At 59.5% G+C, this 20,363-nt stretch carries 12 protein-coding genes; all 12 read left to right on the plus strand.

Going from position 1 to position 20,363, the window contains the following annotated elements; all coding sequences use genetic code 11:
- Positions 1–661: 661 nt before the first annotated feature.
- The 12 genes from DIE21_RS14075 to DIE21_RS14130 all read left to right on the plus strand — a co-directional run bounded on the left by DIE21_RS14075 (position 662) and on the right by DIE21_RS14130 (position 20,305).
- Complete coding sequence (locus DIE21_RS14075; protein WP_260432475.1) at positions 662–1,516, plus strand: ABC transporter permease; 855 nt, start codon at positions 662–664, stop codon at positions 1,514–1,516.
- Positions 1,513–2,175: an ABC transporter ATP-binding protein gene (locus DIE21_RS14080; protein ID WP_124498274.1), complete on the plus strand. Its 663-nt coding sequence runs from the start codon at positions 1,513–1,515 to the stop codon at positions 2,173–2,175. Before DIE21_RS14075 ends, DIE21_RS14080 begins: the two co-directional genes overlap by 4 nt.
- Complete coding sequence (locus tag DIE21_RS14085) at positions 2,168–3,274, plus strand: lipopolysaccharide biosynthesis protein (RefSeq protein WP_260432476.1); 1,107 nt, start codon at positions 2,168–2,170, stop codon at positions 3,272–3,274. Before DIE21_RS14080 ends, DIE21_RS14085 begins: the two co-directional genes overlap by 8 nt.
- 138 nt (positions 3,275–3,412) lie before the next feature.
- The gene (locus tag DIE21_RS14090) at positions 3,413–5,194 is read left to right on the plus strand and encodes a polysaccharide biosynthesis/export family protein (RefSeq protein WP_260432477.1); all 1,782 of its coding nucleotides are present in this window, start codon (positions 3,413–3,415) and stop codon (positions 5,192–5,194) included.
- Positions 5,195–5,325: 131 nt separating this feature from the next.
- Positions 5,326–6,486 carry a non-hydrolyzing UDP-N-acetylglucosamine 2-epimerase gene (wecB, locus tag DIE21_RS14095; protein ID WP_124498276.1) on the plus strand — a complete coding sequence of 387 codons (1,161 nt, stop codon included), beginning with the start codon at positions 5,326–5,328 and terminating at the stop codon, positions 6,484–6,486.
- Between the two features lie 106 nt (positions 6,487–6,592).
- Positions 6,593–7,858 (plus strand): UDP-N-acetyl-D-mannosamine dehydrogenase, encoded by a 1,266-nt coding sequence (wecC, locus tag DIE21_RS14100; protein WP_124498277.1) that lies wholly within the window; start codon positions 6,593–6,595, stop codon positions 7,856–7,858.
- Between the two features lie 100 nt (positions 7,859–7,958).
- The gene (locus DIE21_RS14105) at positions 7,959–10,205 is read left to right on the plus strand and encodes a glycosyltransferase (RefSeq protein ID WP_124498278.1); all 2,247 of its coding nucleotides are present in this window, start codon (positions 7,959–7,961) and stop codon (positions 10,203–10,205) included.
- A 32-nt stretch (positions 10,206–10,237) separates the two neighbouring features.
- Complete coding sequence (locus tag DIE21_RS14110) at positions 10,238–12,487, plus strand: glycosyltransferase (protein ID WP_124498279.1); 2,250 nt, start codon at positions 10,238–10,240, stop codon at positions 12,485–12,487.
- Positions 12,488–12,567: 80 nt separating this feature from the next.
- The gene (locus tag DIE21_RS14115) at positions 12,568–16,191 is read left to right on the plus strand and encodes a DUF6270 domain-containing protein (RefSeq protein WP_124498280.1); all 3,624 of its coding nucleotides are present in this window, start codon (positions 12,568–12,570) and stop codon (positions 16,189–16,191) included.
- 123 nt (positions 16,192–16,314) lie between these two features.
- Complete coding sequence (locus tag DIE21_RS14120; protein WP_124498281.1) at positions 16,315–17,313, plus strand: glycosyltransferase; 999 nt, start codon at positions 16,315–16,317, stop codon at positions 17,311–17,313.
- The gene (locus DIE21_RS14125) at positions 17,310–18,107 is read left to right on the plus strand and encodes an SGNH/GDSL hydrolase family protein (protein WP_260432478.1); all 798 of its coding nucleotides are present in this window, start codon (positions 17,310–17,312) and stop codon (positions 18,105–18,107) included. Before DIE21_RS14120 ends, DIE21_RS14125 begins: the two co-directional genes overlap by 4 nt.
- The gene (locus DIE21_RS14130; RefSeq protein WP_124498282.1) at positions 18,104–20,305 is read left to right on the plus strand and encodes a capsular polysaccharide biosynthesis protein; all 2,202 of its coding nucleotides are present in this window, start codon (positions 18,104–18,106) and stop codon (positions 20,303–20,305) included. The genes DIE21_RS14125 and DIE21_RS14130 overlap by 4 nt, the downstream gene beginning before the upstream one ends.
- Positions 20,306–20,363 lie beyond the last annotated feature (58 nt).

Genomic DNA, 20,363 nt, shown 5'->3' on the forward strand with positions numbered 1-20,363 from the left:
GACGTTCGAGTGAATGTGCGCTGAACCGGACGCGGCAAGCGTCCGGGTTCGTAAGTCCCGGATGGCACCTCCGGGGAAGCGGCAGCAAATTCTCGGGCAGGATGTCGGACAGTATCGAAACTGCACACCAATAATCGATGCCGAGATCATCGCATGGTGCTGTAACGGACGTGATTCGGTGCGCCATTGACGCCGAGCGAGCTGTCGTCGGCGGTGATTTAAAACGACGTTTCATCTTCGAGCAGACATGGCATTAGTCGGCTTCACTTCAAGTTGATTACCAAATATTACGAGATCGAGAGGCCGTATCAGTCGGGTTTGAGAGCGGATCACGCGTGGTGCGTACCGACATTTTCGGTCTTTTGCGCGCGGCAACGTTTTCGTTGAAGGAAGCTGCTGCTTTTTCGCGCAGCTTTGCTGTTTCAGCGGTTTGGTTGTGAAGTGTCGAGCGCCGTGTCAATCGGATCGACACGCATGAGGACTATCGGATTTGGCGCATTTGGATCAAATCGGATGGCAAGTTTGATCGATCGTCCAGTCTGCCTCGTGTTGTAAAGATGATTAAAAACGTAAAAATTTACGGGTGAACTGAGCGATCCGAGTTAGAATGCGGCGCCGCGATTGTGGACACGCGGAGGCATTATGGAGGCGTCGCAAGCCATTGAGCAGTGCGCGTCGCGATGCAATTCAAGAAAATGTTACCGGGGTAATTATGGAAGGCCTGCCGACTGGGGGCAGTGCGCTGGGCAAAGCGTTTTCCATTCAGCGCAGAGTTGTGTATGCGCTGTTCCTGCGCGAACTGAAAACACGATTCGGCAAGCAGCGGCTCGGCTACCTGTGGGCGTTTCTCGAGCCTGTTGTTCACATGCTGGTGCTCTTCGCCATTCTCGGGTTGATCGCGAAACATGCGATGCCGGTTGTTTCATTTCCGGTGTTCCTGATATGCGGGCTCGTGCCGTATTTCATGTTCCTCAATATCACGCTTCGGTCGCTGAATGCGCTCGAGGCTAATCTCGGGCTGCTGAGCTATCGCCCCGTTCATCCGATCGATACGCTGATCGCGCGTGCCGTCCTTGAATTGGTAATCAGCATCATCGTGTTTGCCGTGTTGCTCCTGATCCTTGCGCTGGGCGGGCAATCCGTCGAGCTGAGCAATATCCCGGAACTGGCCGCGATCTGGATTCTGCTGACGATTCTCGGGTTGGGCGTCGGTATTATTTTCATGGTGATCGGCCATGAATTTGCGGTAAGCGAAAAGATCATTCCGTTGCTGATGCGGCCGCTTTATTTCATCAGTTCGGTCATGTATCCGTTGACGTCAATCCCAGTGCAGTATCGCGGATTGTTGCTCTGGAATCCGCTCGTTCATGCGTTCGAGTTGATGCGGCACGGCGTCGTTTCCGAGTACAACATCGAGCGGGTAAGTCTGACGTATCTGACTTTTAGCACGTTCCTTATCTTCTTTTTCGGATTGGCCCTGTACAAGGCACGCGAACCGTCTCTGTTGCGATCATGATTCGTATTGAAAATCTCACGAAATCGTATAGGACGCCTTCCGGTCGACATTACGTATTCAAGGACGTGACGGTAGAGATCCCGTCCGGGAAGAGCATCGGGCTGATCGGCCGGAACGGGGCGGGCAAGAGTACGTTGCTGAGCATTATCGGCGGGATCGATCGACCCGATCGCGGTCGCGTGATTACGAACAAGCGCATTTCGTGGCCGGTCGGACTCTCGAACGGCTTCCAGAGCAGCATGACCGGACGTGAGAACGTGAAGTTCGTCGCTCGGTTGTACGCCGCCAAGCACGAACTGAACGACAAGGTGAAGTTTGTCGCTGACTTTTGCGAGCTTGGCCGATTCTTCGACATGCCGATTCGCAGCTATTCGACCGGCATGCGTGCGCGCCTCGGTTTCGGGCTGTCGATGGCGTTCGATTTCGATTACTACGTGATTGATGAGGTGACTGCGGTCGGGGATGCCGTGTTCCGCAAGAAGAGTGAAGCGCTGATGGAGGCCCGGCGGGAGGTCAGTCAGTTTATTTTCGTTTCGCACGGTCTCGATGAGGTTCGGCGGGTCTGCGATGTCGGATTGCTTATTGGTGACGGAAAAGTAACGTACTACCCGGATGTCAATGAGGCAATCGAAGTCTATAAGCAAGCAAATGATGTCTGATTGGTTGGGGCGGCTGCGTGAACATCGCCTGCCCGTGATTCTCATTGCGATACCGTTGCTGGTTTGCGGCCTGTACCTCGGCTTGATCTCGCGCAGCCGTTACGTCAGCGAGTCGGAGGTGCTGGTGAAGGATGCCGGGAGGTCGGTCACCTCGGGACTGAACATCCAGGCGTTGCTGGGCGGCGCGAGTGATGCAACCGCGCGGGACGACGCGATCGTTCTCAAGCAGTACATCGAATCGCCGGACATGCTCGCGAAAGTCGACGCGCGACTCAACCTGAAGCAGGCGTTCGGCAGTGTCGACCTGGACTGGCTGAACCGTCTGTCACCGCATGCGACCCGCGAGCAGATGCTCAAGTTCTATCTGCGGCGCCTCAGCGTGAATATCGATGAAAAGGCCGGCATCCTGACGATTCGCACTCAGGGGATGTCACCGGAATTTGCACAGCAATTCAATCGAATTCTGTTGGCCGAGAGTGAGTCGTTCCTGAACGAGATGTCGCATCGCGTAGCGCGGAACGACATGCAGTTCGCACGGGACGAAATCGATCGCTCGTACGACGAAGTGAAGAGCGCGCGCGATTCGGTCATCGCGTTTGAAAACAAGACGGGAATGCTGGATCCGACTGCGAGCGCGGAAGCGGGCGGACGCATGGTGGCCGAAATGCAGGTCAAGCAGGCGGAGCTTGAGGCGGAGTTACGCAACCTGCTCACCTACATGAATGAAGATGCGCCGCCCGTTGTTGCCAAGCGTAATGCGCTGTCTTCGCTTACCGCGCAAATTGCGCTCGAGAAGACCAAGTTGAGTGCTCCCGGCGACGGCAAGATGAACCGCACTGCCGCGCAATATGCGGAACTGAAGGCGCGACTGCAGTTCGCGACGGATCTGTACAAGGTTTCATTGTCGACCTTCGAGAAGGCACGGGTCGAATCGGCTCACAAGGCCAAGAGTCTTTCGGTGATCGTGATGCCGAACCTGCCGGAAGAGGCCGAATATCCGCGCAGGCTCCACATCCTGTCGTCACTCGCGGTAGGACTGTTGCTGTTGTACGGCGTTGTCAGATTGACGCAGGCGATTATCGAAGATCACCGGACCTGACGCGGGCTGTCCATAGTTGCCGTGTTGCGAGTTTCGCGCCGCACGACACTCCATTGAATCAAAACTGGCGGGTATATGTCACGGTCGTTTGCGGGGTAGCGAAATCGTCCGACCGTCGACATGTGCAATTAAATCAACATGACCAATTCATCAAGAAGCCGGATCGCATCGGCGATGTTCGTATTGAGCGTCGCGAGTGTGGGTGCGTCGGCGGCAATGACCGACTCGCTGTTCGGGATTTCGACGGGCGCAAATGACAGCGGCTCGACATCATCCCGCTCGGCATCCGGCAATATTCAGCAGTTCAGCTATAGCCCGGACGACGCGTCGCTGGCGGCAGCGGCACTGGCGATGCAGAACGCGAAGCTTGGCCGGCAGCAGGGCAATCCGGGCGGAATGGCGCCGGCGTCGGGCGACGTGTCGGTCATGCCGCAGGCGCCGAACAACATGTTTGGTTCGCAGTTGTTCGGCGGCACGTTCCACAACAGCCGAGGATCCGGCTTCAATCCGGGGTATCAGGTCAGCATCGGCGATACGGTCACGCTGCGCATGTGGGGCGCATTCGCCTTCGACGGTCAGTTGATCGTCGATCCGCAGGGCAATATCTTCGTGCCGAACGTCGGCCCGGTTACCGTTGCGGGCGTGCGCAACGCGGACCTGAACGGGCGTGTGCTTTCCGAGGTGCGCAGGGTCTACAAGGCGAACGTGAACGTCTATGCGAGCCTCGACGTTGCGCAGCCGGTCAAGGTGTATGTCACCGGATACGTCAAGCAGCCGGGCATGTACGGCGGTATCGCGTCCGAAAGCATCCTGTCGTATATCGACAAGGCGGGTGGCGTCGACGTCGAGCGCGGCAGCTACGTCGACGTGACGGTCAAGCGCGGTGGCATCGTGCGCAAGCATTTCAACCTCTACGACTTTCTGCTCAACGGCGTCATCGACCAGCTTCAACTGGCGGATGGCGACGTCGTCGTCGTCGGGCCGCGCGAGCACGTTTTCTCGGTGCGCGGCGAGGTGTACAACGCCTACGATTTTGAATTCGGCGCACCAATCATTTCATTGCAGCAGGCGCTCGCCATTGCGCGCCCCAAACCCGGTGCGACGCACGTCAGCATCGTGCGCCGCCAGGGTAGTAAAAAGACGACCGAGTACTACCCGATTGCCGACGCAACGAACGTGAAGTTAAACGATGGCGATCAACTCGTCGTTACGGCGGATCGCTACGCCGGCACGATCCAGGTTCGCGTCGAGGGCGCTCATTCCGGCGAACACGCGCTGGTATTGCCTTATGGTGCGACGATGGCGCAGGTTCTCGCCCAAGTCCGGGCGAATCCGTTGTCGCGCATCGACGAGGTCCAGCTGTTCCGCAAGTCGGTCGCCGATCGGCAGAAGGAAATGCTGGCCGTCGAGCTCCAGAAGCTGCAGGAGGCGGCACTGTCGGCTCCCTCCGCAACGAGCGAGGAAGCGAATTTGCGCGCGAAGGAAGCCGAGGGGATTACCAAGTTTGCTGCGCTGGCCAGCAAGACTGAGTTCAAGGGGCAAGTCGTCCTCAACGAAAAGACGATGAGCGACGTGATTCTCGAGGACGGGGATGTCATCAATATTCCCGAGCGCACGAGCGTTGTCATGGTGCATGGAGAGGTGCTCTTCCCGAATGCCGTTGAGTGGCAATCGGGCATGACGGCGAACGACTACATTTCGCACGTCGGCGGATATACGCAGAAGGCCGACAACAGCAAGATCGTCGTGATTCACCAGAACGGCAAGGCTGAGATTGCGGAGAGTGGTACGAAGATTGCTTCGGGTGACGAGTTGATGGTTTTGCCGAAGGTGAAATCAAAGAATATTGAGATCACCCGGGGGATTACGCAAATCCTGTATCAACTGGCCGTGGCGGCGAAGGTGATCTTCTGGTGGTAACAGGCAGGACGTTACGTAACGCGGTTGCGATCGCGTTACGTAATGCAAAAGAGGGCCGCAGCGCGAACTGATATGAGCGCAATTCGGCGGTTTGCCCGGAAGCGGGCTTATACAAAAGCAAAAAATACAGTATGAAAATTCTGACCGTGTTTGGCACGCGGCCGGAGGCGATCAAGATGGCGCCACTGGTGCACGCGCTTAGGGGGAAGTCGGGTGTGGATTGCCGCGTATGCGTCACTGCACAGCACCGGCAAATGCTCGATCAGGTCCTCGACCTCTTCGAAATCAAGCCGGATTACGATCTGAACTTGATGAAGGCAGGACAGACGCTGCAATCGATCACGTGCGATATCGTGAACGAGATCACGCCGGTTCTGGAATCGTTCCGTCCGGACTACGTACTCGTGCATGGCGACACGACGACGACGTTCGCGAGTGCGCTGGCCTCGTTCTATCTGAAAATCAAGGTCGGACACATCGAGGCGGGATTGCGTAGCGGAGACATGTATTCCCCGTGGCCGGAGGAAGGGAATCGCAAGTTGACCGGTCAGCTTGCCGATCTTCACTTCGCACCGACCGAGGCTTCACGCGAGAATCTCATTGCTGAGCGCGTGCGTGACGACAACATCATCGTCACCGGCAATACGGTCATCGATGCATTGCTGGCCGTGACGCGACGTCTCGAACGTGACGACGCATTGCAAAGCCAGATGCGCGCAACGTTCCCGATGCTTGACCCGTCGCGCCGCATGGTGCTGGTCACGGCGCATCGACGCGAGAATTTCGGCGACGGCATTCGGAACATCTGCCATGCCATCAGGCAACTGGCGAGCCGGTACGACGATGTCGACTTCGTCTATCCGATCCATCTGAATCCGCAAGTCAAGCTGCCTGCCGAAGAGATTCTTTCCGGCATTGCGAACGTGCACCTCCTGAATCCGCAGGATTATCTGCCGTTCGTATACCTGATGTCGCGTTCCACGGTGATTCTGACCGATTCGGGCGGAATTCAGGAAGAGGCCCCGTCGCTGGGCAAGCCCGTGCTCGTGATGCGTGACACGACCGAGCGACCGGAGGCGGTTGCCGCGGGCACCGTGCGTCTGGTTGGTTCGGACGGCCATCGGATCATTGCCGCTTGCAGCGAACTGCTCGACGATCCGCTGCGCTACGAGGAAATGGCGCGTGCACACAACCCGTATGGCGACGGCCTCGCATGCGAACGGATCGTTTCATTCCTCGCCGGCGATGTGTCGGGCCAGGGGCAGACGGCGACCGAATTGCTCGCCCACTGAAACGCCGGGATCCTCCCGCTGCACCGAATCGAACGGGATATCGCGCTCGAACGGCCTGCCTGCGCAGGCGACGAGCGAAGAATCAACACGCAATCAAGGATGTATTGTGACGCAATCTATTAATACCGTTTCCGTCATCGGCCTCGGGTACATCGGCTTGCCGACCGCCGCCGTTCTGGCTTCGCGCAAGGTCCGTGTGATCGGTGTGGACATCGACAGAAATGCTGTCGATACGATCAATGCGGGCAAAGTGCATATCGTCGAACCGGAGCTGGACAGTATTGTTCGAGACGCGGTGCGGGAAGGGTGGCTGCGGGCATCGACGATCGCCGAGCCGGCCGATGCATTCATGATTGCGGTACCGACTCCGTTTCGTGCCGGATACGAGCCGGATCTCTCGTACGTGAAGGCCGCCAGCGAATCCATCGCGCCGGTTCTCCGGAAAGGGAACGTCGTGATTCTCGAATCGACGTCACCGGTCGGAACCACCGAGCAGATGGCGAAATGGCTTTCGCAAATGCGCAAGGATCTCGTCTTCGCAAGCGATGCCACGCAAGAGTGCGACATCCATGTCGCGTATTGTCCCGAGCGTGTCCTGCCGGGTCAGGTGATTCGCGAACTGGTCGAGAACGATCGCGTGATCGGCGGGATCAACGCGGCATCGGCGATGCGTGCGCAGGATGTCTATCGCATCTTCGTGAAGGGTCAACTGCTGGTTACCGATGCGCGTACCGCAGAGATGTCCAAGCTCACGGAAAACGCATTCCGCGACGTCAACATCGCTTTCGCAAATGAACTGTCGTTGATCTGCGACAAGCTGAACATCGACGTCTGGGAACTCATCCAGATTGCCAACCATCATCCGCGCGTCAACATCCTGCAGCCGGGACCGGGGGTGGGCGGCCACTGCATCGCAGTCGATCCGTGGTTCATCGTGAACAAGACACCCGAACAGGCGCGGCTGATTCGCTCGGCCCGCGAGGTGAACGACAGCAAGCCGGAATGGGTGATCGCCAAGGTGAAGGCAGCCGTCGAGGCGGCCGTTGCCCAAGGCAAGAGCTCAAGCGATATCCGGATTGCTTGCCTTGGGCTCGCATTCAAGCCGAACATCGACGATCTGCGTGAAAGCCCGTCGGTCGACATCGCACTCAATCTCGCCAGGATTTTTCCGGAGCACGTCGTCGCGGTCGAACCGTACATCGACGATCTGCCGAAAAACTTGGCGCAAGCCGGTGTGCGCCTGGCGACGCTGGAGCAAGCCGTCGGCAGCGCCGACGTGCTGGTCCTGCTCGTCGATCACGCGAACTTCAAGGAGAAGCCGGAACTGCAATCCTGGCAGCGGCTCGTCGATACCAAGGGCCTCTGGCGTTGACTGAACCCAATCCAGACAGGCAGGCGCATCGGCCGGCCGGAAGGCCCGTCCTGCAGGCCGCTCGAACCGATACTCCTCCAAACCGTTACGCCAGTACGCGATGAACAAGCAGATCCCAGCGACACAAGAGGCAATGACGATCCAGACGTCTTCCGAACGTGATCCAGCTACGCTCGCCAGCATGATCGACGCTCTGCAGCGCGAGCTCGAAATTGCACAGACCAAGCGAGGCGGTCACTACAAGAAGCTCGTCCTCGAAATTGAGCGCAATGCAAAACTGGCGAGCGAGGTTTCGCAACTGAAGAGCGCGCTCGATCAAACGAGGCTGGGTGTTCCAGAATTTCAGCGGATCAACGACGAGCTTGCCAAAGCGCGCAAGCAGATCGCGAGCCTGCGCGCCGAACTGGATGTCGCGCAGCAGAAGCGCGCCGGACATTACTCGAAGCTGCAATACGAGATCGAGCGAAACAGGAAGCTTGAGAAGCAGGTCCGGATATTCGAGAACGAACTCCACCGGGTGAACAATTCGCTCACCTGGGATCTTGGCAGCGCGCTCGTCGGCACGAAAAGTATCCGTCACGTCTTCACGCTGCCGTTGCGGTTGTGGAAGGCCAATCAGCGCTACAAGCAGAAGCTGCTGAAGCGCCGCATGACGGGCGGTGAAGCGACGCGGATCGATGCCCCGCCGATCGTTGCGCCGGCGTCCGCTGTTGCCCGCACACCGGCGCAACCCACGATGACCGATATTCCGCTCGCCGAGGATCTGTCCATTTTCGGATGGCCGGCAGCGCCGGCGCATTCGGCGGTCACTGCGATGACTGTCTTTGACGAATTCAGCCGCGAGTGCTTCGCGCCTTACCTCAATCTGGTCGAGCCGCGCCCGGACAACTGGAAGGGCCTGCTGGCGCGCGATCAACCGGAACTGCTGCTCATTGAATCCGCGTGGCGCGGAAACCGGTCGTCCTGGCAGTACCGGGTCGGCTCCTATGCGCATCCGCCGGGGCGCGAACTGCAGGCCATGGTAAGCGGCTTCAAGGAGCGCGGTATTCCGACGGTATTCTGGAACAAGGAAGATCCCGTCCACTTCAACAACTTCATCGAGTCGGCATCCCAGTTCGATTTCGTGTTTACGACGGCGGAGGAGGCGGTGCCTCAGTACGTGGCACGCTCTTCCTCGAAAGTGAACGTCCTGCCGTTCGCATGCGAACCCGGACTGCATAATCCGATCGGTTCGAGCGACCGGAACGGAAAGCTGTGCTTTGCCGGTAGCTACTATGCCAACCGGTTCGCGGATCGCCGGGACGACCAGATTATGCTGCTCGATGCCGCGATGAAGTACAAGCTCGACATATTCGATCGCAACCATGCGGCCGGCGCAAAGAGCGATTTCTCCTTTCCGGAGCGCTTCCAGGAATGCATCCGCGGAAGCCTGCCGTATGACGAAATGTCTCGGGCCTACCGGCGCTACAGTGTGTTCCTGAACGTGAATTCGGTGATCGATTCGCGGACGATGTTCTCGCGCCGGGTCTACGAGTTGCTCGCTTGCGGCACGCCGGTCGTGAGTACGAGATCACTTGGCATAGACGAAACGTTCGGCAAGGATCTCGTCTGGACCGTTGACGATGCGAAGGAAGCCGACGAGGCGGTGTGTACGTTGCTCGAATCGTCAGACGAGTGGCGCCGAAGAAGCCTGAAGGGTATCCGTGCGGTGTTCTCCGAGCATACGTTCGCTCACCGGACCCAGCAGATTCTCGATACGGTCGGTATCGGGAAGCGCGTCATTGAAGATGTGCGTGTGCTGGTCTTCTCGGTCGTGGAAAACGCGAATGAAGCGCGACATGTTGCCGACATGTTTGCGTCGCAGGCCATGTCGGTTACGGCGAAACGACTCGTGTTGTTTACCCGCAAGGGCTCGGTCAAATCGCCTGGCATGCCGAACGTGGAAGTCGTCTCACTCGGTAATCATCTCGGCGAAGCCGTCTCCCGCGCGAGCGCCGCGTTCAACGCGACGCATGTCGGCGTGTTTTCCCCGCAGGCCTTCTACGGCAAGTGGTACCTGCAGGATCTGCTGCACGCCTTCGTTTACAGCCAGGCGGATATCGTTGCCAAGCCTCGCGATGGCACGGACCGGTACGCGTTCGATGTGGAGCGCGATCCTCAGGCGTGGCTGCTGCGAGTGAAGCGCGGTCAAAGCCCGGCGCTCGAGGTGCTGGGTCCCGATGGCGCGGTGCTGGACGGTCAAGGGTCGCTGCGTTCGTTCTCGGCCGATTCGGCGAACTACTTGCCGGACGTGGCGAAAATACCGGAGGCGGCGCTGCGCAACAAGATTGCGACGATCCAGATCTGATCGACCCGAGTCGAAGTGCCCGAGCGCATGTGATGGCGACCTCTACCACGTTTGATATCTATCGTTATAAAGAAATGAAGGCTGGCAAACGCAAAGTACTTGTCTGTGGTCACGACCAGAAATTCTGGTATCCGCTCCAGTCGCATCTCGAGGCCACGGGCCTGTTCGAATTCAAAGAGGATTACTGGTCCGGCCATAACGATCACGATCCGAAGCAGACGCTCGAAATGATGGAGTGGGCGGATATCGTCGTGGCCGAATGGGCGCTCGGGAACGCCGTATTCTGCGCAAGGCACAAGCGTGACGGCCAGCGCTTGGTCACGCGGCTGCATCTGCAGGAGCGCAATACGCCGTATCCCGGGGAAATTGACTACGAGAAGATGGATGCGGTCGTGTTCGTCGGTCAGCACATCCTGGAGGAGTGCGTCGCCAAATTCCCCATGCCGAAGGAGAAGGTTCGCGTCGTCGGCAACTTCCTGGATTCGAAGCGCTTCCAGCACGAAAAGATGGGGGGCAACGAGTTCAATCTCGGCATGATCGGCATCGTGCCGTCCCGCAAGCGTCTCGATCTCGCGATCGACACGTTGCGCCGGTTGCTGGAGAAGGACGAGCGCTACACGCTGCACGTAAAGGGGGCGAACCCGCAGAGCTATCGCTGGCTGATGGCGCGTACCGCTGAACGCGAGTACTACACGAAGATCTTCGAAAAGATCAACAGCAGCGACTTGCGGCACAAGATCGTGTTCGATCCTGCCGGCGACGACGTGCATCAATGGTTCAGGAAGATCGGTTTCCTGCTCTCGCCGTCGGATTTCGAAAGCTTCCATATGGCGGTCGCCGAGGGGATGTGTTCGCGAGCGATTCCGGTCGTCTGGAACTGGGATGGTGCGAAGACGATCTATCCGCTCTTGCCGTTGGTCGACTCGGCGCAGGCCGCGGCGGACAACATCGATTTCTTCAGGAAATCGAATACTGGCGCGAGGCTCGCAGCACAAGGGGCTGCGTTTATCGGGGAGACCTACAGCGCCGATGTCGTGCGGGACCAGTGGCTTGAAGTGCTGCTGCCGAAGCAATCCGCGGTGCAAGCCGGTGCGGTGGCGACTCGGCAGAAGACCGTCGTGGTCGTGTGGGCGATCGACACGTGGCACGGGTTCCATCGCCGCGAAATGCTCGAGGCACTGGCAAGGAATGCCGGCGACGCATGCGAATTCCTCATCGTCGAACCCGGCAGTCACTACGCGACCCTGCTCAAGGGCAATGCAGCGCTTGAAAGCGAGTTGCTGTCGTCGCTGGCCTTGAAGCTGGTTCGTGAAAGCGACAACGTCGCGCGGATCCGGCTGCTGACCGGCGGATTCCCTGCCGGAGCCAACGTTCATGCGTTGCTGAAATCGAACGATGCTGTCGGCGCGATTGCCGAACGAGTGGCTGCCCATCTGTACGGCGCTCGGAGCAAGGTCGTTCACTGGATCTACAAGCCGAACCAGAGAAAGCATCTTGGCGAAAAGTCGACGTTCGTGTACGAGGTGTACGACGAATACACCGCCGATTTCAGTACCGGTGCAACGTATCCCGAGGTGGCCCGACTCGAACCAGAGGTGCTCCGGGAGGCCGATCACGTGTTCTTCACGTCGCAGCCTCTGGCCGATCGGAAGAAACATCACGCGGGCTCGTGGAGCCTGGTCGGGAACGGCGTCGCGTACGACGTGTTTGCGCGCTATCGCTGTGTCGATGTGGCGCGCTCCGTCAGGCGGAAGTCGATCGGGTATCTCGGCAATCTGAGCGATTTCTTCGACTGGAAAATGATGTCCGAAGTGTGTGCGGAAATGCCGGAGCTGGACTTCGTCTTCAACGGACAAGTCGAAAAGCATCGATTGAAGGATGTCGAGGAATACGTCGAACGCCTGATGGCGCTCCCCAACGTGTTCTTTGTCGGACGTGTCAGTCGGCCGGTTGGCGCTGCCGCGATCGCGCGCTATGACGTAGCGATCATTCCCTTCGTCGTCAACGACGCCATGCACGCGGTCGAGCCCCTGAAGCTCTGGGAATATTTCGCCGCCGGCAAGCCGGTCATTTCGTCGCCGATGAACGCGGTCACGGTCGGGCGTCCGCTGCTGCGGGTCGCCGCTAGCAAGGCGGAATGGATCCGGGCGATCAACGAATCGCTGGATGAACTGGACGAGGACGTGCATCGCGAGGCGCGAATCAAACTCGCCCAATCGCGTTCGTGGAGTGCCATGACGTCCAAGCATTGGGCGATCCTGAAGCGAATTGCCAACGTTTGAGGACAAGTCCGTCGTCGGAGGGGGCCATCGAATGCCGCGACGAGCGCGGCGATGGATGTGCCGGAAGTTCTGGAAATAGGATGAAACTGCTGATTCTGGGTACATGCGTATCGAGGGATGCGCTGGAATATGTGTCTGACGGCTCGATAGAGCTGTCGGACTACTACGCTCGCTCGTCGCTCGCCTCGCTCAACGCCGTCCCGTTTTCGGATGACATTCCGCGCTGCATATCCGAAATCCCGTCGTCGTTCGGGCGCAGGGTCGTCGAGCGCGATCTGACGAAGCACTTTTTCCGTGAGGCGCTCGTCGAGAAGACCGATATCGTTCTGGTCGACCTGATCGACGAGCGATTCAATCTGTGGGTCGACGATACGACCGGACGTTGCTGCACGCTCTCCGACGAAATCGTTCGTGCCGGATTTGCACAGGAATACAAGCGGGGCAGGACGGTTCGCTCCGGCGGCGAGGAATTCTGGGATCGATGGTGCGAGGGGTGGACGCGCTTTCTCTCGTATGCGACCGATATGGGGCTCAGGCGCAACATAGCGATCAACAAGGTGTTCTGGGGTGAACGAACTGCCGCTGGCCGACAGTTTAACTGGGGTGTCGCCGACAACAACACGTTGCTTGGCCGGATGTATGACTACATCGCTCGCGATCTGGCGCAGACGCAGTTCCTGGAGTATTCGCCTGAGCTGCTGATCGGTGATGACAACCATCGATGGGGCGTCTCACCGTTTCACTACATACCGGAACTCTATCGGGAAACCATTCGGCTGCTTCACGAGTTCGATCGCATGACCTGTGTGGACGCCGAGCAATACGAGTGCTGCTCGGCCGATGCCACCGCGCTTCCGACTTCATCCGCGTTGGTCGTCACGTCGCAGATCTCGAGCCGGCAAGCAGCGGCGTTCGATGCCGTGGGGATCGAGCAGGACGGCAGCCATCTACGGGCAACGCTGCGACGCTCACTTGTCGCATCGGGGGCGGGTGTGGCGCTACGCAGAAACGGCGACATCGTTAGCCGGAAAGACGGTGTCGAAGCCGGTGCCATCACGTTCGAATTGGCGGAGCGCGACGGCATGTATTGGCTGGAAGCCGAAACCGACGAGGCTGGAACGCATGCGTCTGCGGCGTGTTCGGCGCCGGTCTGTCGGAATCTCCCGCGGTATCGGAGCGAAGCACTGGCGGCGTGGACGAATCAACCGACGGCATTCGAACATGTTGCCGGTGACCGGGTCTTCCAGGCGCTGTTCCGCCCGGGTGAAACGCGCGAGCTCGTAGTCCTCGTCGGTTCGGAACAAACATTTTGCAACGTGGCGCCGATTGTCCGCGCGCAAGACGGAATGTGCGACGAGCCGCGCCTCGACGGTGCGTTGTTGTGCCTCGTGGATTCGCACCAACTCATTGATCGCGTTCAGGCCGCTGCGCCTGAAAGCTTGCAGTGGCCTGACGACACCGCGATCGCGGAATTGTCGATTCTGGTACGGGACATTGCCGAGAAACTGACGATCGACATTTTCGCAATCTGTATCTGTGGTGTCGGATCGGATGGCATTACAGCGTTGCGTCTGGCTGCGCTGCTTGATGGGGCAGCGGGGATCGCGACGAATGTGCTGCCAGACTTGACGAATTGTCTGGCCAATGAGAGATTGGCGGCCTCGCGAGGTATCGGGACGGAAAAAGATCAAGTCGCGATCAAACCGGATTCGGGGCCGGGGTTTGTCGACACGTTGCATTTTGTAAGGGAATCGTATAATTCCCGATTTTATGTCTTCGAGGATATTCGTCACCGAGCCGCGTGGGAAAAATATTTTAAACCTGTCTGGACTGCAGTTGGTGGCATTTATCCGGATGTTGAGGCCAATTCACCCCTGTCCGATGGGCAATATTTGAAAGCATACCGGAACAGCGCAAACGTTTGTTCCCTGGACGGCGAGGTGTTGATGAAAGAGATGTTTAGGCGATTGATTGGGCGGGATGCGCTATATTCGATCGAATCGCTTGTACTTACATCTGAAATCGTATGGTTCGACACCAGAGCGAAATACGCCGACATTGTCATTCAGGCCAGTGTTGGAAATTACCCAGCCGGAAAGCGCGGGGCTTCGCTCGCAGTATTTGAATTTGACGCAGAGCCGGATGAGGTTGCACTCGCACGTGCGGGAATCGCGAAATCCGATTTTGGCTATTATCGATATCTTGATTCGGCGGTGCACGACGATGCCTTGGAGTTCGTCGTCAACCTTGAAGGTCTCGCTTGTCGGCGATTCGGCCTGCGTACGTGGAGCTGGACGTACCCTATATTCATTAACAATCTTACTGTCAACCACAAGCCTTCGACGGCGCATTCGATTGCGCCGTCGTACAAGGTGAAAAGCCTGGAGGCGTGGCGGGCAGATGATGACGGATTACCGCTGGTTCACGGCAACCTGCTTTCCATTTGCGATGCATGCATCGCAAATGCCGACTGCGCCAATCACAACAAACGCTGGCATTCCAACATGGCCGAGGCGCACAAGTCGAATCGATACTATGGGATCGAGGACCACCTGTTCGACGTCGATGATCGAAAATTGTTCGCCAGGACCTACGCGGGAAAGCCGTCCTTTCTCGCCATTCCGAAGTCGCATGCCGATTATCTGAAGTTTATTGGTGACAGCTCCCGGAACATGATCCGAAAGGCCGGGCGACATGGCTACGAATACAAGGCAGCCAATCCCGACGATTATCCCGATGACATTCTTGAAATCAGGACGTCAACCGAGATTCGGCAAGGGAAGAAGATTCCCGCGTATTTCTATCAGCGTCCGCAATCGATCCTGCTGAAGCATGCTTGCCCGCGGCATCGCGAAATCTTCTTCGGAGCATTTTTTGAAGGCAGGATTCGCGCGTACATCACGATGTTCTGCTATGGCGAAATCCTGCAGATCAATCACATACTCGGGCATCGCGACCACCTGGGCAGCGGCGTCATGAATCTGCTGATGAGCGAGGCCGTGCGGGAGATCATTGAAACGATGCCCTGGGTTCGCGGCATCAACTATCTGTATCAGGGCAACGTCGGTGCCGGCCTCAACGTGTTCAAGACTGGGCTGGGGTTTCGGCGCTCGCGGGTGATTGTCTACGACGTCGCTCCGGATCTGGATGCAAAGGTCAAGCGGTACCTGGATGTCCCCGAGCACGACGACACGGTCGAGGCGCCTCCCGCCCATGCCGACGAAAAATCTAGAAGGGTGGAAGGCAAGCGGATCAAGGAAGTCGAAATCGCGTGGTCCGCTCACGAGCGCATGGACGACGCCCTTCGAGCGATCACCGATAAACTGGGCGATCTGACGCAGATCGTCGCGACCGCCGACAGGGGAATCGTGCCCGAGGATGTTCCGTCGGGTGCCAGCGGTTTCGTCGTCGAATGCAAGGAGCCCGCTGCGGTTTCGCGGGTGCTGACGAAGGGATTGAAGGAACTCGGCACCGTGCTTGGCACGGGTAGCAAGCTGGTCTTCCACATCGCGGCAAATCAGGCGGGCGACTCCGGGAGCCGGGCAGTGGATTTCCTGCAACGTCGCTCCGGGGCGGACGCATTGAGCCCGGGGGCAGTGCGGAACATCTTCAAGGGGAGCCGCTTCGTGCCGGCGTCCGTCATGAAGTATGGCGACGCCGACGACAAGTGGTCGTCCCTGATCGTGGTGGACAAAATCAATTGACGCTTTCTCCAGGCGGAAATGGCCGGTTGAATTTCGGAGTAATTGATTCATGGTGGAGTTTTACTTGAACATGCGTTGCTGGATCGAAGCCTGCTGCGTGATTCGGCCGCAGGCAATCGGGCGATGATGCATCTGAAGCCGACCGTGGCACTCGTCGCCGACCCGCTGACAAGCGCCAGCCTCGTGTATGACGCGCGTGTCGTGCCGGTCGGGCCGATCGATTACCGCTGGCGCCTTTCATTGAGCCGGCCGGACTTCCTGCTCGTCGAATCGGCCTGGGAAGGCCCGAAGGCGAAGTGGAAGTACAAGATTGCCTCGTATCCCGACTATCCGTCGCGAACCAACCTCTCGCTCGCGAAGCTGGTTGCGGCTGTGCGCGATCGCGGCATCCCGACCGTGTTCTGGAACAAGGAAGACGGCGTGCATTTCGACAGATTCGTCGAGAGCGCCAGGCTTTTCGATTACGTGTTCACGGTCGATTCCGATTGCGTGCCGAAATATCGGGCGGCGCTCGGGAACGAGGTGCCAGTCAATACCATGATGTTCGCGATCCAGCCACGGACACACGGTTTTCAGGGATTCAATTTCAAGTATCGCCGGGCCTCCTTCGTCGGGAGTTACGGCCGCCATGTTCATGAACGGCGCCGATACTGGCAGGACATACTGTTCGGTGCCGCATGCGGGACCGGCCTCGGTCTGACAGCGATCGACAGGAATTCGCACCGCAAGGCCGCGCACTACCGGTTCCCGAGCCTTCCCGATCTGCAAGTGCTTCCGGCGATGTCCCATGCGGAAACCGCGTCGGTTTTCCGGGACTATCTCGTGTCGCTTAACGTCAATACGATAGAAGACTCGCCGACGATGTTCTCCCGTCGATTGGTCGAGATCATCGGTTGCGGAGGGATTGCGGTCACGAATCCGTCGCCTGCGGTCGACGCGCTGTTTCGCGACTACTGTTATCAGGTTCACGATGCGGCAGAGGCGGAGGACCTCTTTGCGCGGCTCCTGCACGGTCCGTCGTCGCTCGACTTGGAGCGTGCGCGTGCCGGCGCGGAGTATGTGCGGAATCATCACACTTGGTCTCATCGCCTCCGAGAGATCGCTGCCGTGATTGCCGGATGATGGCGAAATCCGCGCTTTCACGGACGCTTCGTCTCTGGGGACGTGCTGCATCGCGGATGATGCGGCGCCCGGTCGTCAACGTCCTGGTGATCGGCGACTCGCACGTGCGCGTCTTCGAACACGCGTGGTTTCAGTTCATGTTGCCGAACGCACAATTCACGGTCGAATACGTGCCGGGCGCGACAGCGATCGGGATCATCAATCGCCATTCGATCACGTCCGCGTGGTCCAGGTTCGACACGGCGCTCGACGAAATCGAGCGTGATCTCGTCATCGTTAATCTCGGTGAAGTTGATACGGGTTACTCCCTTTGGCGTCTCGTGGAGACGCGCGGCGATGCGATGTCGGAAATCTTCGACCGTGCGGTCAACAACTATTGTGAATACATCGGTGACCTGTCGAAGCTCGGGCGCGTCCTCGTACTGAGTGCGCCGTTGCCGACGCTGAACGACGAGACGGCACGGAAAAATCGGGGCAATGCGATCCGCGAACAGGTCGGCGCCACTCAGCGAAAACGGACGGAATTGACGCTGCAATTCAATGCCCGTGTCATGGCGTTCTGCTCCAGCATCGGCGTGTCATATCTCGACTCTAGCCCGTCCGCGCTGGGGGCGAATGGCATCGTGAAGGATTCGTGGCGCCGCAAGGATCTCGATCACCACTACGCACGATGGCCCTATGCGAGGAATCTGGTGCGACACCTCAGGCCGTTGCTCGCGGATATCGGGCAGGCGCGCCATCGCCGCTCGCAAGACAGGACGGCGCGCAAGCCGAGCCGCGAGGAGACGCCGTGAGCGGGCGCGAGGACTGGGGAGTTCCGGTCTGGAGCGTCGGGCTATGGACGCTTCGCCGATCCGTCCTGCTGGATGCGAGGGTGAAGCTATGCTGGTCCCGGCAGGCCGGGCAGGCAACCGGCTTCCTTGGGTGGGGTAAGCGGGAAAGCGGGGCGCGTGCGGAGCGCTGGGCTGATGCCGCCGGGGCGCGAACGTTGAGGCTCGAAGACGGCTTCCTCCGCTCCGTCTCGCTCGGCGTGCTCGGCGATGCCGCGCTGTCGATCGCCATCGACGATCTCGGAATCTACTACGACGCCAGCCGGCCGTCCCGTCTCGAGATGCTCGTGAAGGACGTCGCCGGGCTGGCTGGCGACCGTGCCGATGCATTGCGCAGCGAGGCCGATCGCGCGATGTCCCTGATCGTCAGCCACGGCCTGTCCAAATACAACCACGCGCCCGACTTCGTTCCTCCCGCTGCCTGGCGCGACGACGCGATTCTGGTCATCGACCAGACCCGCGGCGACGTCGCCGTCCGTCTCGGCGGCGCCGACGAATCGTCGTTTCGCGCGATGCTGGCCGCTGCGCTCGCCGAAAACCCGGACAAGCCGGTCTGGATCAAGACGCATCCCGACGTGACGTGCGGCAAGAAGGCCGGCTATCTCGTCGACGCTGCATTCAGCGATTCGCGCGTGCGTCTGCTACCGGCGGACGTGAGTCCGCCTTCGCTGCTGAAGCGGGTCGGCAAGGTCTACGCGGTTTCGTCGCAGATGGGCTTCGAGGCGCTGCTATGCGGCAAGCCGGTCGTGACATTCGGCTTGCCGTGGTACGCCGGATGGGGGCTCACCGACGACCGCCATGCGGACGCACCGATCGTTGCCGCTCGTCGCGGCAGCGCGACGCTGCACCAGCTGTTCGCCGCGGCATACCTGCGCTATTGCCGCTACCTCGATCCGGAAACCGGCAGCCGCGGCACGATCTTCAACGTGATCGCCCATCTCGCGAAGCAACGCCGGCTGAACGAAGTGACGAGAGGCGAGCTCGTGTGCGTCGGGCTGAGCCTGTGGAAGCGCAGCGTGGTCGCACCGTTTCTGCGGCACGGCGGCGCGCGCGTGCGTTTCGTCGACTCGCCGGCGGCGTTGCGGCGTCTGCCGCCAGATGCGTCGCGTCGCGTCGTGCTATGGGGCGCCCGCCGTCCCGATGTCGCTGTCGTCGCGCAGGAACTGGGTTTGCCCGTGCTTCGCATGGAGGACGGGTTCATCCGCTCCGTCGGTCTCGGCTCGAACCTGATCGCGCCGCTTTCGCTCGTGATCGACGATCTCGGCATCTATTTCGATCCGCGCTCGCCGTCCCGGCTGGAGGCAATCCTCGAGCGAGGCGGCTTCGACGATGCGGAACTCGCAGAGGCCCGCACCGTGCGCGCGGCACTGGTCGACGCGCGCATCGGCAAGTACAACGTCGGCAACGGCGGCGTCGTGTTGCCGTCGCCCCGTCCGGCGAACGTGATTCTGGTCCCCGGGCAGGTCGAGGATGATGCATCGATCCGGACCGGCTCGCCGTGGATCTCCACGAATCTCGGTTTGCTGTCGAGCGTGCGGGCCGCCCATCCCGATGCGTTCATCGTCTTCAAGCCGCATCCCGACGTCGTCAGCGGCAATCGCGCGGGCGCGGTTCCGCTGCATGAAGCGCACAGGCTTGCTGATGCCGTGGCGCCTGAATCCGACGTGATCGCATGCGTCGAGCAGGCCGACGAGGTGCATACGATGACGTCGTTGACCGGCTTCGAGGCGCTGCTGCGCGGCAAGCGGGTCGTCTGCTACGGTGCGCCGTTTTATGCAGGCTGGGGGCTCACGCACGACATCTTCGCGAGCGCATCGCCAGGCGCCGGGCACATGCCGATCGCCGGCGATCGGCCGGATACCCACCCGGTGTGGTCGCGCCGCCGCCGCCGGCTGACGCTTGACGAGCTGATTGCCGGGACGCTGCTGCGCTATCCGCGTTATGTGCATCCGGTTTCCCGCGCCGTGATCGACGCGCGACACGCAATCACATTGCTGCACGCGCAGCGTCAGTCGACGGGGCAGGGCAAGCTGAAGCGCAATCGGCTGAAGCAGCAGTCCGGGAAAGTCAAGATGTGGGCGCTGACGACTTACTCGGAATACCGGATTTCGGCGCGCAAAAAGCTTTACATGTCGCTGCAGCGCTGGCTCGCGAAGCTTTAGCCGGCGGTCAAAGGGAAATGGTGCTGACGGCGTCCGGTAACGCAATTCTGCTATAGCG

Origin of the sequence: Burkholderia sp. Bp9140, from assembly GCF_003853425.1 — a bacterium.
Taxonomy (GTDB): domain Bacteria; phylum Pseudomonadota; class Gammaproteobacteria; order Burkholderiales; family Burkholderiaceae; genus Burkholderia.

Bases quoted from the DNA above. Each gene is read 5' to 3' on its own strand.
- DIE21_RS14080 (WP_124498274.1), top strand. From the start codon at position 1,513: ATGATTCGTATTGAAAATCTCACGAAATCGTATAGGACGCCTTCCGGT.
- DIE21_RS14085 (WP_260432476.1), top strand. From the start codon at position 2,168: ATGTCTGATTGGTTGGGGCGGCTGCGTGAACATCGCCTGCCCGTGATT.
- DIE21_RS14090 (WP_260432477.1), top strand. From the start codon at position 3,413: ATGACCAATTCATCAAGAAGCCGGATCGCATCGGCGATGTTCGTATTG.
- wecB (WP_124498276.1), top strand. From the start codon at position 5,326: ATGAAAATTCTGACCGTGTTTGGCACGCGGCCGGAGGCGATCAAGATG.
- DIE21_RS14105 (WP_124498278.1), top strand. From the start codon at position 7,959: ATGAACAAGCAGATCCCAGCGACACAAGAGGCAATGACGATCCAGACG.
- DIE21_RS14110 (WP_124498279.1), top strand. From the start codon at position 10,238: ATGGCGACCTCTACCACGTTTGATATCTATCGTTATAAAGAAATGAAG.
- DIE21_RS14115 (WP_124498280.1), top strand. From the start codon at position 12,568: ATGAAACTGCTGATTCTGGGTACATGCGTATCGAGGGATGCGCTGGAA.
- DIE21_RS14120 (WP_124498281.1), top strand. From the start codon at position 16,315: ATGATGCATCTGAAGCCGACCGTGGCACTCGTCGCCGACCCGCTGACA.
- DIE21_RS14125 (WP_260432478.1), top strand. From the start codon at position 17,310: ATGATGGCGAAATCCGCGCTTTCACGGACGCTTCGTCTCTGGGGACGT.